This window comes from Streptomyces boluensis, from assembly GCF_009908195.1.
Lineage (GTDB): Bacteria > Actinomycetota > Actinomycetes > Streptomycetales > Streptomycetaceae > Streptomyces > Streptomyces boluensis.
In genome coordinates this window covers 1-13,092 of sequence record NZ_JAAAHS010000213.1, presented here as the reverse complement: position 1 = coordinate 13,092, position 13,092 = coordinate 1, and the positions used below count along the sequence as shown (strand labels likewise).

16 protein-coding genes are annotated in these 13,092 nt (G+C 71.4%); 4 read left to right on the top strand and 12 right to left on the bottom strand.

The annotated features are described in order from the left end of the window. Window positions 1-19: 19 nt before the first annotated feature. Window positions 20-661, bottom strand: a complete 642-nt coding sequence (locus GUY60_RS23790; RefSeq protein WP_161701130.1) for a TetR/AcrR family transcriptional regulator — start codon at window positions 659-661, stop codon at window positions 20-22. Between the two features lie 171 nt (window positions 662-832). Between GUY60_RS23790 and GUY60_RS23785 the strand changes: the two genes are divergently transcribed. After that, window positions 833-2,059 (top strand): acyl-CoA dehydrogenase family protein, encoded by a 1,227-nt coding sequence (locus GUY60_RS23785; RefSeq protein ID WP_161701128.1) that lies wholly within the window; start codon window positions 833-835, stop codon window positions 2,057-2,059. Between the two features lie 71 nt (window positions 2,060-2,130). On the opposite strand, the gene GUY60_RS39980 is transcribed toward GUY60_RS23785, so the two are convergent. Beyond that, window positions 2,131-2,205 (bottom strand): 50S ribosomal protein bL37, encoded by a 75-nt coding sequence (locus tag GUY60_RS39980; RefSeq protein ID WP_372460710.1) that lies wholly within the window; start codon window positions 2,203-2,205, stop codon window positions 2,131-2,133. A gap of 127 nt (window positions 2,206-2,332) precedes the next feature. Beyond that, entirely contained in the window at window positions 2,333-3,199 is an 867-nt protein-coding gene (locus GUY60_RS23775; RefSeq protein WP_161701124.1) for an alpha/beta fold hydrolase, read from the bottom strand. Window positions 3,200-3,304: 105 nt separating this feature from the next. On the opposite strand from GUY60_RS23775, the gene GUY60_RS23770 reads away from it, so the two are divergent. Together GUY60_RS23770 and GUY60_RS23765 are read left to right on the top strand one after the other, a co-directional pair. Then, window positions 3,305-3,784 carry a CGNR zinc finger domain-containing protein gene (locus GUY60_RS23770; RefSeq protein ID WP_161701122.1) on the top strand — a complete coding sequence of 160 codons (480 nt, stop codon included), beginning with the start codon at window positions 3,305-3,307 and terminating at the stop codon, window positions 3,782-3,784. A 135-nt stretch (window positions 3,785-3,919) separates the two neighbouring features. Beyond that, the gene (locus tag GUY60_RS23765) at window positions 3,920-4,450 is read left to right on the top strand and encodes a hypothetical protein (RefSeq protein ID WP_161701120.1); all 531 of its coding nucleotides are present in this window, start codon (window positions 3,920-3,922) and stop codon (window positions 4,448-4,450) included. A gap of 33 nt (window positions 4,451-4,483) precedes the next feature. Here the strand turns inward: GUY60_RS23765 and GUY60_RS23760 are convergent, their stop codons facing one another. From GUY60_RS23760 to GUY60_RS23725, 8 genes are all read right to left on the bottom strand, one after another. Further along, window positions 4,484-5,032 (bottom strand): 2'-5' RNA ligase family protein, encoded by a 549-nt coding sequence (locus tag GUY60_RS23760; RefSeq protein WP_161701118.1) that lies wholly within the window; start codon window positions 5,030-5,032, stop codon window positions 4,484-4,486. 7 nt (window positions 5,033-5,039) lie between these two features. Continuing rightward, a complete protein-coding gene (locus GUY60_RS23755) occupies window positions 5,040-5,603 on the bottom strand; it encodes a P-loop nucleotide/nucleoside kinase family protein (RefSeq protein ID WP_161701116.1) in 564 nt (187 codons plus the stop codon). A gap of 132 nt (window positions 5,604-5,735) precedes the next feature. Then, window positions 5,736-6,440, bottom strand: coding sequence for an HAD family hydrolase (locus tag GUY60_RS23750; RefSeq protein WP_161701114.1), 705 nt, complete (start codon window positions 6,438-6,440; stop codon window positions 5,736-5,738). A 32-nt stretch (window positions 6,441-6,472) separates the two neighbouring features. Next, a complete protein-coding gene (locus tag GUY60_RS23745; protein WP_161701112.1) occupies window positions 6,473-7,222 on the bottom strand; it encodes a phosphatase PAP2 family protein in 750 nt (249 codons plus the stop codon). A gap of 80 nt (window positions 7,223-7,302) precedes the next feature. Next, window positions 7,303-8,238, bottom strand: coding sequence for a M56 family metallopeptidase (locus GUY60_RS23740; RefSeq protein WP_161701110.1), 936 nt, complete (start codon window positions 8,236-8,238; stop codon window positions 7,303-7,305). A gap of 164 nt (window positions 8,239-8,402) precedes the next feature. Then, a complete protein-coding gene (locus tag GUY60_RS23735) occupies window positions 8,403-8,981 on the bottom strand; it encodes a DUF5134 domain-containing protein (protein WP_161701108.1) in 579 nt (192 codons plus the stop codon). 418 nt (window positions 8,982-9,399) lie between these two features. Continuing rightward, entirely contained in the window at window positions 9,400-10,689 is a 1,290-nt protein-coding gene (locus GUY60_RS23730) for a cytochrome P450 (protein ID WP_161701106.1), read from the bottom strand. A 284-nt stretch (window positions 10,690-10,973) separates the two neighbouring features. Further along, a complete protein-coding gene (locus GUY60_RS23725; RefSeq protein ID WP_161701104.1) occupies window positions 10,974-11,360 on the bottom strand; it encodes a VOC family protein in 387 nt (128 codons plus the stop codon). Window positions 11,361-11,544: 184 nt separating this feature from the next. Here GUY60_RS23725 and GUY60_RS23720 point away from each other — a divergent pair, with 184 nt between their 5' ends. Next, on the top strand, window positions 11,545-12,099 hold the full coding sequence (locus GUY60_RS23720) for a GNAT family N-acetyltransferase (protein WP_161701102.1): 555 nt from the start codon (window positions 11,545-11,547) through the stop codon (window positions 12,097-12,099). A gap of 18 nt (window positions 12,100-12,117) precedes the next feature. Here GUY60_RS23720 and GUY60_RS23715 read toward each other — a convergent pair whose 3' ends face one another. Continuing rightward, window positions 12,118-12,801, bottom strand: a complete 684-nt coding sequence (locus tag GUY60_RS23715) for a glycerophosphodiester phosphodiesterase (protein WP_161701100.1) — start codon at window positions 12,799-12,801, stop codon at window positions 12,118-12,120. Window positions 12,802-13,092 lie beyond the last annotated feature (291 nt).

The window sequence follows — 13,092 nt, the reverse complement described above, 5'->3', positions numbered from 1 at the left end:
GGGCGGGGAGGGGAACCAATCAGAACCCGGGCCCGCCCGCACGATCGCCGGCCTCGGCGAGGCGTCCCCACAGCAGATCCGCCAGGCTACGCACCAACTCAGCCCGCCCGCAGGGCCGTTCACCGAGCCACCAGTCGCCGGCCGCATGCATCATGCCGACAATGCCGTGCCCCCACACCCGCGCGAGCTGCGCGCTCCCGGACCCGAGGTCGACCCGCTCCGCGATGACCTCGGCGAGCTCCTCGCCGAGGCGGCGCAGCAGGGGAGCGGAGTGCAGGCCCACGTCGAAGCCCTGCTCGCCCGAGGCGGACTCCGCCGGGTGCATCAGGAAGCGGTAGACCTGCGGGGCGTGCTCGATCGCGGAGAGGTACGTGTCGAGGGTGGCCTCGACGCGCTGGCGGCGCTCGGCCGGGGCGTCCAGGGCCGCCCGCAGCGAGGCGAGGAGCGCGTCGGTGTGCCGCTTGGCGAGCGCCGCGTACAGGCCGCCCTTGTCGCCGAAGTGCCGGTACAGGATCGGCTTGGTGATGCCGGCCTCCGCGGCGATGGCGTTCATCGAGGCTCCGGGGCCGTCGCGGAGCACGACCCGCTCGGCGGCCTCGAGCAGCTCTCGCCTGCGGCGTTCCGCCGAGCGTGCCTGCTCGGTCGGTTCTGTCGTGTCCATTGCTTGTCTCCCCGCCCATGCGATTTCCGTGACGCACGCGCAACGTAACACCCCCGCTTCCACCTCCTCGAACGCGTCGAACGGGCGGCTCGGGGCCGACGGGGAGTTGACAGGTGCTACTCGCGGGTAACAGACTCCGGTTACCGCAAGTAACAAGGTGTTGGAGGGGTCATGGCCGAGTTCACCATGGAGCTGAACGACGAGCAGAAGGAGGTCCGGGACTGGCTCCACGGTTTCGCCGCGGATGTGATCCGCCCCGCCGCCTCCGAGTGGGACGAGCGCGAGGAGACCCCCTGGCCGGTGATCCAGGAGGCCGCCAAGCTCGGCATCTACTCCCTGGACTTCTACGCCCAGCAGTTCTTCGACCCGACCGGCCTCGGCATCCCCATGGTCATGGAGGAGCTGTTCTGGGGTGACGCGGGTATCGCCCTGTCGATCGTCGGCACCGGCCTCGCCGCCGTCGGCGTCCTCGCCAACGGCACCGAGGAGCAGATCGGAACCTGGGTCCCGCAGATGTACGGCGACGCCAACGACGTGAAGGTCGCCGCCTTCTGCTCCTCCGAGCCGGACGCGGGTTCCGACGTCGCCGCCATGCGCACCCGCGCCGTGTACGACGAGGCCAAGGACGAGTGGGTCCTCAACGGCACCAAGACCTGGGCGACCAACGGCGGCATCGCCAACGTCCACGTCGTCGTCGCCTCCGTCGACCCGGAGCTCGGCTCGAAGGGGCACGCCTCCTTCATCGTGCCGCCGGACACCGAGGGCCTGTCCCAGGGGCAGAAGTTCAAGAAGCACGGCATCCGCGCCTCGCACACCGCCGAGGTCGTCCTGGAGAACGTCCGGGTCCCGGGCCACTGCCTGCTCGGCGGCAAGGACAAGCTGGACGAGCGCCTCGCCCGCGCCCGCGAGAAGGCCAAGAAGGGCGGCGAGCGCGTGAAGAACGCCGCGATGGCCACCTTCGAGGCGTCCCGCCCGGCCGTCGGCGCGATGGCGGTCGGCACTGCGCGGGCCGCGTACGAGGAGGCCCTGGAGTACGCGAAGACGCGTGAGCAGTTCGGCCGCCCGATCATCGACAACCAGGGCGTCGCCTTCCAGCTCGCCGACATGGCCACCCAGGTCGACGCCGCCCGGCTCCTGGTCTGGCGGGCCTCGTGGATGGCGGTGACGGGCAAGAAGTTCGAGAAGGCCGAGGGGTCGATGTCCAAGCTGTACGCCAGCGAGACCGCCAAGAAGGTCACCGCCCAGGCGATCCAGATCCTCGGCGGCAACGGCTACACCCGCGAGTACCCGGTCGAGCGGATGCACCGCGACGCCGCGATCTACACCATCTTCGAGGGCACCAGCGAGATCCAGCGCCTGGTCATCGCCCGTACGCTCTCCGGCCTGCCGATCCGCTAGCGGATCCCGCAACCGCCGAGCACGCGCCGCGGCCCCCGTCCGATCCGGACGGGGGCCGCGGCGTACGTGGCTCAGGTGTTGGGGCGCTTGCCGTGGTTGGCGCCCTTCTTCTTACGGGCGCGACGCTTGTTCCCTCGCTTGGACATGTGGTGTCTCCTTGCGGTGCGCGGATTGAGGTGCGCTGAGGAATGCCGACGTTCCGGGCCCTGTCGGCGTATTCGGCAGTCTAAGGACGCGGGCGGTACGGGGCATCCGGTGGAACGAGGCGTCCGCTCAGCCCAGTACCCGCCCGAGGAAGCCGCGCATGTGACCCGCGACGACGTCCAAGTGGCTCTCAAGGAGGAAGTGGCCGCCGTCGATCAGGTGCACCTCCGCGTCCTTGGCGTCGCGGGCGAAGGCCTGTGCGCCGGCGGGGGCGAAGATCTCGTCGTTGCGGCCCCACACCGCGAGCACCGGGACCTCACTGGTGCGCAGGAATTCATGCAGCAGTGGATAGAGCGGGCGGTTGTTCATGTAGTCGCGGAACAGCGCGAGCTGGACTTCGTCGTTGCCCTCGCGGGAGACCAGGGCGAAGTCGTGCTCCCAGGTGTCCGGGCTGACCAGGCTCGGGTCGGGCACGCCGTGCACGTACTGCCATCGAATGGCGTCGAGGCTCAACGCGGCGCGGGCGGCGGGTTCGGTGTCCGGGCCGGGGTCGGCCCCGTAGGCCCAGACGTCGGCCCAGAACGACTCGACGAAGCCGTCCTCGTATCCGTTGCCGTTCTGGGTGACGAGGGCGGAGATCCGCTCGGGGTGCTTGAGCGCGAGGCGCCACCCGATGGGGGCGCCGTAGTCCTGCACGTACAGGGCGTAGCGGTCCAGGCCGAGTTGGTCGAGCAGGCCGGAGGTGAGTTCGGCGAGCGCGTCGAAGGTGTACGTGAACTCCTCGGCGCCGGGGGCGGCGGAGTGGCCGAAGCCGAGGTGGTCCGGGGCGATGACGCGGTACTTGTCGGCCAGTAGCGGGATGAGCTCGCGGAACATGAACGAGCTGGTCGGGTAGCCGTGCAGCAGGACGATCGCGGGAGCGTCGGCGGGGCCGGCCTCGCGGTAGAAGATCTCGTGGCCGTCGACGGCGGCGGTCCGGTGGTGCACCGAGCTCATTTCTAACCTCTTTAGTCGCTTGATCTGGTTAGCCGGGCTCAGGCAAGCACGGTATGGGCTAACCTGTCAAAGGGTTCTATCTGGTTAGAGGAAGGGCGGTGTCCGATGGACGTGCTCCTCGACCTGCTCAACAGCAGGCCACTCGTCGACGGCGAGGAGCAGGACGCGCTCGGCGACCGGGCCGGAGGCAGGCGCTGGGCGCGCGAGCGAGGCGGCGACGGCACCCTCGGGGAGCTGGCGCTGCTGCGCGAGGTGCGGGACGTCCTGCGGGACGTGGTGTGCGGGGAGAGCCCGCCCACCGCTTTGGGTCCGCTGCTCGAAGGGGTCCGCCAGATCCCGGAGTTCACCTCGGACGGTCTTCGGTGGACGGTCGAGACGCCACCGCACTCCCGGCTCGCCGTCGAGGCGGTACTCGCCTGGGCCGCCACGGAACAGCAACTGCCCGGCCGGCTACGGCCCTGCGCCAACGACGAGTGCAGGCTGTTCCTGCTCGACCGCAGCCGCGCCAACCGCGCCCGCTGGTGCTCGATGGCCGTCTGCGGCAACCGCGAAAAGGCACGCCGCCACTACGCGCGTACCCGCTGACCTGTCGGCGTCACATCCTGACCGAGAACCGCGTGAAAGCCCGTCACGCCACCGGAGTTGGGGCGATGTCAGTGCCTGCCCCTAGCCTCGTGAGTGGGCCGTCGGAGTCGGCGGCCGAACACGAGGGAGAGCGCGATGCTGTTGCACAAGCCGGTCGACGGCGAGGTCCACGTTCACTACGGCCAGATCTACGTGGTGAGTGACGACGAGACCCCTGACCTGGACGATGCCTTCGAGGGCCAGACGTCAGGGCTGTGCGGCGCCGCCGAGGAAGGGGCGCTCTGGCTGGTCACCGGCCTGCACACCGGGAACGTCGGCTTCACCGTGGAAGTGCACGACAGCGCCCCCGAGTTGGACCCGGTCTGGGAGGACGTCGTCGAGGTGTCATTCCGGCCCGGCTCGGCGGACGCGGCCCTGGAGGAGTGGGGCGGCGAGCGGGTGTACGCACTGGGGCTGAGCGAGACCGACCTCCGGGTGCGCTACTGCGCGCTGGGCATGGACGCGGCCCGGGAGCTGGACACGCGTATCGACCAGGAGCAGGTCGACCGCTACCTCCTCCAGTTCTGGCCCGCGCCGCCCGAGCCCGACCGCATACTGCGCCAGACCTCGGAGTACGCCGCGTACTGGCACGGGACCACCAAGGAGTCGTCCTCGACCGCCGTTTAGGGGGAGACGCCCCTGGCGGGCACGCGGTACGCCCTACGGCCCCGAACCGCCGTGCAGGGGGTATGCGTTACGGTCCCGCCAGGCCTGGCCGTCCCACACGATCAGGTCGACGGCGCGCACGCGGACAGTCAGCGGCAGGTGCGGGGCCAGTTCCGCTTCCAGGGCGTCATAGGCGGAGCGCCAGGTGTCGGGGCCCGCGTCGTTGGCGAGGGTCAGATGTGGGGCCAGGGCGGTCTCACCGAAGATCCCCCGGTACGGCACCGCCTCCGGCCAGCACGCGGTGAGCCGTTTGGTCAGCGCGGTGACGGGGTCATGCGGCCACGGGTCCAGGTACAGGACGCCCGGATAGCGGCCGAACTCGGCGAAGGTCAGCTCGAATTCCTCGTGCTCGGCGAGGAGCGAGCCGAGCCGCGCCTCGGTGTCGGCGTCCAGCCGGCTCTCGGGCAGGAAGGGGTAGAGCACCGTGACATGGGCGGGGAACGGCGCCCGCACCAAAGGGTCGGCCACCGGCACCTTGATGGTGAGGGCGGTGTCACCGGGCCGGTCGGGCCAGCCCTGCGCCGCCTCGTCCGTACCGCTCACGTACCGCTCACGTGGCGGGCCGTGCCGGGGCGTCGCTGGTGGCGCCCAGAAGCGTCAACACCTCGTCGACCAGCCGCTGTTGGGGGAGCGAGCCGTCGAGCAGGACGGTACGGGCGGGCAGCGTGGCGACGGCGGACGTGCACGGTTCGACCATCGCCTTGCACCACTGCTCGACGGCCGCGTCGCGCTCCGGATCGCCGGGTACGACCGTCCGTCGCTCGATCCGGCGGTGAAGTTCCTCGGGCGGTACGCGCAGGAAGAGGTGGTGGAGCGGGACTCCGGCCCGGTCGATCGCGCCGAAGATCTCGTCGATGTAGCGGGGGTCGACCAGTGTCATGGGCACAAGGAGCGGACGCTCGTACTCCGCGACGAGGCCGACGGCGAGTTCGGCGACCTGGTGGCGCCAGAGCGGCAGGTCCTGGAAGTTGCCGGTCGGCACCTCGACGATGCGGCGCAGCAGTTGGCCGACGTCCTCAGGGTCGAGGACGAGCGCCGACGGCAGCCGCCGGTGCAGGTTCTCGACGAGGGTCGTCTTGCCGCTGCCGAACGCGCCGTTGATCCAGACGATCATCCGGGGACGGTAACACCGGGGCGGGCCGGGCTGGGACGGCGGGCTTGGCGGCCTTCGCCCGGCCGTCCGGGCAGGCTCGGGCACGTGTGGCGTGAGGGGTGCGTGCGGTCCGTGCGGCGGGGTGCGGTCCGTTCACCCCGTACCGTCCACGAGCCCGAGTACCGGTCGCAGGCCCGCCGGGCGTCGGTCGACCGGCAGGTGGTCGACGAAGTGCACGGCGCAGCCGAGACCCGCCGCGCCGCTGTCCGCGCGCCGGTCGTCCCCGACCATCAACGCCTCCCGCGGCGCCACGCCCAGCGCCTCGCAGGCCACGGAGAACAGCCGCGGGTCCGGCTTCTGCACGCCGTGCTCGTACGACAGGACGTACGCGTCCACGTACCCGTCGAGTCCGTGGGCGCGGAAGACCGGGCGCAGGTCCCAGCCGATGTTGCTGACCACCGCGATCCGGAGGCCGCGCTCCTCGATGCTCGCGAGGACCTCGGCGGTGTCCGGGTAGGGGCGCCAGGCGGCCGGGGTCATATGGCGTGCGTACAGGGCGTCGTGGAGTTCCGGAGCGGGAAGTTCCACCTGGCGGGAGAGGCCCGTGTAGGCGGCGCGGTGCAGCTCGGCGCTCTCGTCGCGGGTGGCGAACACCTGGGCCAGATGCTCCGGGACCGTGTCCGGGAACACGCCGCCCGGCAGCGCGCCCACTCGTTCCAGTTCCGCCACCAGACGCTCGAACTCGCTCTCGGCGACGGGCAGTTGCGCCTCGTCGAGGACCGCGCCGAGCCAGGAACGGGTGGACTCGATCCGCAACAGGGTCCCGGAGAAGTCGAAGAGCACGCCCTTGATCGCCATGTGCCGATCGTCGGCCGCCCGCTCCGGTGCGGTCAAGGACGCCCCGGCTGCGCACGCCGCCCGTACAGGAGGGGGCAGAGCAGTACCAGGAACGCGCCGAACAGCCAGCCGCCGACCACGTCCGACGGCCAGTGCACGCCGAGCCAGACCCGGGTCAGGCCCACCCCGAGCACGGAGACCACGGCGACCGCGAGCACCGCGCGGCGTACGGCCGGACCGGTGCCGAGCCGCTTCAGGACCCAGACGAAGAGGCCGCACACGACCGTCGCCGTCATCGCGTGCCCGGAGGGGAACGCCGCGAAGTTCGCGCTGTCCACCGGGTCCGGCCAGCTGGGCCGCTCCCTCCCGACGACCGCCTTCAGGACCTGCTGGAAGATCGTCGCGACAAGGCAGGCCGCCCCCGTCCACACCGCGAGCCGCCGGTGCCCGCGCAGCCACAGCCAGATGACGAGGGCCGTGCACAGCGCCCGCATCGTCCACGGGTCCCAGACCCAGTCGGTGAGGATGCGGTTGGCGTGCGTCAGTGCCGGGTCCGCGACCGCCCAGCGGTGCGTGGTGCGGGCCAGCGAGTCGTCGAGGTCGAGCAGCGGCGCCCAGGAGGCGGCCACCGCGCACAGCAGCAGCACGGAGAGCGTGCCGAGCACACCTGCTCCCCACCACGCGGCGGAAGTCTTGGCCGCGGCGGTGCCGTGCGGCGGCGGAGTGGAGTTCTGTGGCGCTTCTGGGTCGTGCGGTGTTTCGGGGTCCTGCGGCGCCTCGGGGTCCTGCGGAGCGGAGTGCATACGAAGATCCTCGCCGACGGGCGGCGGTACGGGCCAACCTCGCGCGCCGCCACACCCGTTCGCCGGGCCGGGCGCGCGGTTCAGCCGAGGGCGCTGAGGCCCGGGACGAACGTCACCAGAAGGGGGATCACCGGGACCAGCGCGGCCGCCGCGGTGAGCCGCAGCCTGCGCCCCGCCGTGAGTCGGGGCAGCGGGGCCAGCAACCGGTGCACCCGCTGCGGGACTTGGGCCTCGGCGCTGGGGCAGGGGCCGAACACGCCACGGTGTTCGTTGAGTTCGACGAGGGCCAGCGCGATCGTCAGGCGCCCGAAGCGGCGCGAGGCCACGTCGTCGGCGGCCAACTCCACGAGCCGGTGCATCTCGTCGCGGAACGCGGCGAACACCCGCACCTGCGGGAAGCCGTTGGCGAGCGCGCCCGAGCAGTGCAGCAGCCAGTCGTGCCGGGCCTGCGCGTGGCCCTGCTCATGGGCGAGCACCGCGTCCAGCTGACGGCCCTTCAGGCGACGCAACGCGGCGGTGGTGATGGCCAGTTGAGGGGCCGCGCCGGGCAGCCACCACGCGTCGGGGCGCTCGCCCTCCAGGACGACCAGACGGTCCGTGCCGGGTTCCTCGCCGGGCAGCAGCGGTGAACGGACCAGGAGTTCGGCGCGCCGGCCGCGCCGCCGGGCGCGGGCCCGGAACACCTCACGGGACAGCATCGCGGCGGTCCACACGGCGCCAAGGGCGAGGGTCACCGCGGTGGCGGCCGCCCAGGGACCGGTGGCGGAGAGCGCGTACGCCTCCATCACGCCCTGCGGCGCGGGGGCGAAGACCTGGCCGCGTACGGCCTGCCACGCGGCGGCCGCGCTCAGCGTCATGGACAGTCCGCAGCAGAGGAGCACGGCGGCGATCACGCACTGCCACACCCACAGGGCCACCACGGGTTCGCGCTCCGGCCATTCGGCGCGCGCGAGAAGTCTCGGGCCCACGACGGCGGTCAGCGCGCCGAGCATGAGCAAGGCGACGGGGACCAACATGACCCCACCCTATGAGCGCTTGCTACCCGACGGTATGGCCTGCGCCGTCAAGTGACGTACGCCACGGTTTCGCGGCGGGGCGTCAAGGACATCTGCGCCCACCCCCGACCGGCCGCCCGCACACGCTCATGTGTCACCCCGACTGGCCGCCCGCACAGGTCCGTTCACATGGTCAGCAGCATCGCGAACATGGCGATACCCATGGACAGGCGGCAGGCCAGGGCGAGTTCGGCCCGGTCGCCCCAGGACAGGGCGAGGCCAGGTCGAGGAGCGGGTCCGGCCCCGGCCGGTGCCGGGACGGGCACGAGTCGTACCCCGGCCCTGAGGACGTACCCGGCGAAGTAGAGCAGCAGGAGACCGGTGATCAGCGGGACGCCGGACGGGCCGCCGTGCCCGCTGTGCGCCGAGCCGCCCGCCGGAGCGGCGGCCATCGCCACCGCCATGTAGACCATGGCGAGCGAGCCGACGAGATGGTGGAGATGGTGGGCGTCGGTGCGGGCCGCCCACAGCGCGCGGACCGCGGCCGCGCCGAAGACGAGCCCGAAGACGAGCCACGCCCAGCGCGGCGGTCCGAACACCGCGGCGGGGACCGCCATCGCCGCCATACCGAACCCCATCAGGGCCTCACCGCCCGCCGCGCTGCGCTGTTCGACGACCGGGCTGCGCATCCGCAGCAGGCAGTACGCCCCGGTCGCCGCGCACAACGCGACGAGCAGCCACCCGGCCAGTGCCGGTCCGTGCACGGCACACCTCCCCCTCCGCCACCGTCGACGTATCGGCAGTTCCGCGTGTCGACAGGTCGATGCCCGGTGGGGTGGTGCCCTACGCGGCGCACGGGTGTACGCGGGGAGCACGGAACGGCGGGTTCACACCGGGGAGGAGCTAGGGGGCGTCTTTCCGATCTTTGTGGATCAGGCCGCGGCGTCGAGGGGGTACCTCCCTGCTCGAGCGCAGCCGAGAGCTTGGGGGACGGTGCATCGGCGTGCGCCCGGATCGCCCTCGTACTGGACGTACTTGGGTGGTTCGGGCGTGCGTCGAGGTGCCGTGCCTGGGGGCACCTCCCGGCCGAAGGCTGGGGGAGCGTCGCGGGCCCGCAAAGATCGGAGAGACGTCCCCTAGGGCACCGGGGGAGCCGCGTGGTGGGCGTGGCGTGCGCGGGGGTCAGCGCAGGTGCACCGGCAGGGACTCCACGCCGTACACGATGGACAGCTTGCGGAAGGACAGCTCGTCCGGGGCCACGGCCAGCTTCATCTCGGGGAAGCGGCGCAGCAGCGCGGGGTAGGCGGCGCGCAGCTCCATGCGGGCCAGCTCGGCGCCGATGCAGCGGTGGATGCCGTACCCGAACGCGAGGTGTCCTGAGGCCTTGTTGTGCGGGTCGAAAGAGCCGGGTCCGCCGGTGAAGCGCGGGTCGCGGTTGGCGCTGCTGAGGGAGCACAACATCATGTCGCCCTTGGGGATGTGCACCCCGGCTATCTCGATGTCCTCCCGCGCGAACCGGGGGAACGCCAGCTGCACCACGGTCAGGTAGCGCAAAGCCTCCTCCACGAAGGGGGCCGCGGCCGCGTCGTCGTCCCGGACCCGGGCGAACGCCTCGGGGTCCTGGAGCAGGACGAGCGAACCGAGGGCCAGCATGCTCGCGGTGGTCTCGAAGCCGCCGGTGAGGACGCCGTCGGCGAGACCGGCGAGCTCCTCGTCGCCGACGCTGTCGCCGTGCTCGCGGACGATCATGCCGAGCAGGCCGTCGCCGGGGTTCTCGCGCTGCTTCTTGACGACGTCACGGAAGTAGTCGAGCGAGGCGGAGGTGTGGCCGAAGGGCGCTATCGCGCCGTCCGAGAGGTCGAAGCGGGCCATGCTCAACTGCTGGAAGTCGTGCCGGTCCTCGTAGGGAACGCCGAGCAGTTCGCAGATCGTCAGGGACGGGATCGGCAGGGCGAAGGACTGCACGAGGTCGACGGGACCCGGAGCGCCCTCCATGGAGTCCAGGCAGTCGTTGACGATCTCGTCGATCCGCGGAGTCAGCCTGCGCAGGCGGCGCATGGTGAACTCCGGGGTGAGTATCTTGCGCAGCCGGGTGTGCACCGGCGGGTCCGCGAAGCCGAGTCCGCCCGGGTTCTGCTCCTCGACCAGGCCCGCGTTGCCCGCGAGGTTGGTGAAGTCCGTGCTGAAACCGTCGGTCGCGCCGAGCACCGCCTTCACCTCCTCGTGCCCCGTGACCACCCAGGCGTCCATGCCGAACGGCAGCGGCACCTTGGAGATCGGCTCCTGCTCCTGCGTCCTGGTCAGCTGCGGTACGGGGTCGAGCCCCTCACGCTTCAGCGGCATCACCAGGGCCTCGGGCAGGAGCGAGATCGTGGACGCCCCGATTCCGTGCTTCTGGATCCGGGACAGGTACTTGCGCCCCAGCCGAGCGGCGATGCGGGATCGGAGATTCGCCCTCAATGTGAGCTCCATGGTCGACGTACAGCCCAGACTCTCGATGCGGTCTCGGTATTAACGGGAGCGGTCAGCATAAGTGTCCGACCGCTGCGCGTGGTGACCGAGGGGCGTCGCTGGGCTGGGAATCAGGGTCAAATCAGGGACGCCCCCGGTACGTCTCGGGGTTCCCGCGCACGTGGTGTGCGGTGTCGCACAGGGGGCGCGTGAGGGCGCCCCGGGGGAGCGGTGGAGCGGGCGGTTACAGCCGGTATTCCCAGCGTGGCCACGGGCCGTTCACCGAACGTGGGGTCGCGCGGGGGTCAGGGGCGGTAGCGCAGCGGATGGTCGGCGGGCACCTCGACCAGGACGAGGTCGTTGCCGTCGGGGTCAGTGATCCACATCTCGATCAGACCCCACGGCTCCTGCCGGGGTTCGCGCACCACGTCGACCCCGCGGGAGCGCAACTCCTCGTGCGCGGCGGCGACGTCGGCCACCTGCAGCCAGAGCCGCACCCCCGGCGACGGCGCACGCTCCGCCCGGCCGGACAGTTCGAGGAACCCGCCGCCGAGGAAGTACACGGTGCCGCGCTCGGGCCCGGTGCCGAACTCGCGGTAGACGGGGAGGCCGAGAGCCTCCCCGTAGAAAGCCCGGCTGCGCTCGGGGTCGACGGGGCGGAGAAGGGTGCGGCTGCTCAGTACGTGAACCATGGGGCCGGACTCTAGGGGGTGTCAGAGGGGCGCGTTAGGCTCGACGGGGCCGGGCCGGAGAGCCGTAGTTCGATGCGTACGCGCTATGGACGTGCGTGTGTACGCCCGTGCGTATGCCCCGCGTACGCACGTGGTCGCTCCGGCGGACCGGCTGTCCGGACCGAGAGACCGAAGGGCCGTTTCCATGGACACCGCTTCCCGCACCGCCACCGGTGACCTGACCTTCCGTGACGCCACGCACGCCGATGTGGACGCGCTCGTCGCGCTCATAGAGTCGGCGTACCGCGGCGATTCGAGCCGGGCAGGCTGGACCACGGAGGCGGACATTCTGCAGGGGCAGCGGACGGATCCGGAGGGGGTCCTCGCGGTGATCGAGGATCCGGCCAGCCGGCTCCTCGTGGTGGAGCGGGACGGCACCGCGGTCGCCTGCTGCCAGCTCGAACACCGGGACACCGCCGCCTACTTCGGGATGTTCGCGGTCAGCCCGGCCCTCCAGGGCGCCGGCCTCGGCAAGGTGATCATCGCCGAGGCGGAGCGCGCGGCCCGCGCCGACTGGGGCGTGCGGCAGATGCAGATGACGGTGATCTCGGTACGTGACGACCTGATCGGCTGGTACGAGCGGCGCGGCTATCGCCGTACGGGAGAGATGACCCCCTTCCCGTACGGCGACGAGCGTTTCGGTCTGCCGCAGCGCGACGACCTGCAGTTCGAGCTGCTGGTCAAGGAACTCGGCGACTGAGCCGCGGGGAGCGCGCGCTCAGGCGGTGAATCTGCCGGTCCGTTTGATCTCCGGGTAGTCCGTGGTCGCGCCGTCGAGTTGCAGGGCGCGGACCAGGCGCAGGTGGTCCTGGGTGTTCACCACCCAGCCGATCACCCTGAGGTCCGCCTTGCGCGCTGCCTCGACCGTCTCCAGGGTGAGGCGGCGGATGTTCAGTACGAGGGTGGTCGCGCCGACCGCCACGGCGCGCTGCACCACATCGGTGCCGTAGCGGCTGGCGACGAGCGCGGTGCGTACCCCGGGCACGAGGCGGGCGATCTCGGCGAGCGCGTCGTCGTGGAACGAGATCACCTCGACCCGCGCCACGAGGTCCCGCCGGCGCATCACATCGGCGAGCGCGCGGGCCGCCGCCACGTCCTTGATCTCGGCCTGGAGCGGTGCTCCCACCGCGTCCAGTACCTCTTCGAAGACGGGGATCCGCTCACCGCGCCCCGCGTCGAGTTCCCGCAGCTCGGAGAGGGTCTTCTCGGCGATCGGCCCCTTCCCGTCGGTCGTACGGTCCACCAGGGCGTCGTGCATGACGACGAGGGCGCCGTCCTTGCTCAGGTGGAGGTCGAGTTCGATGACGTCGAGGCCGGCCTCCTCGGCGGCGACGAAGGAACGGAGGGTGTTCTCGGGCTCCACGCCCATCACTCCGCGATGACCGATGGTGAGGAAGTTCAAGGTTCACTCGCTTCCGTCGACGTGCCTGACGCTGTCGGCTGCGCCGCACCCACCGAAACGTGCGGCGGGTGGCCCGGGATGGTCCGGCGCGACGCGGCCAGCGGCGCCGCCGGGCGCTGCCGTGAGTCCCGTTCACGGGCAGGTCGGCGGCCATTCACCGCGGTCGCGGGGCGAATGCCGGGACACGAGGTCCGAGCCACGGCGCAAGCTTGGCGACCGGCGCCGCAGAGTGCAAGACGACGCTCGTGAACACGTGCCCACGCGGTCAAGCCCCGCCCCTCGACGATCACC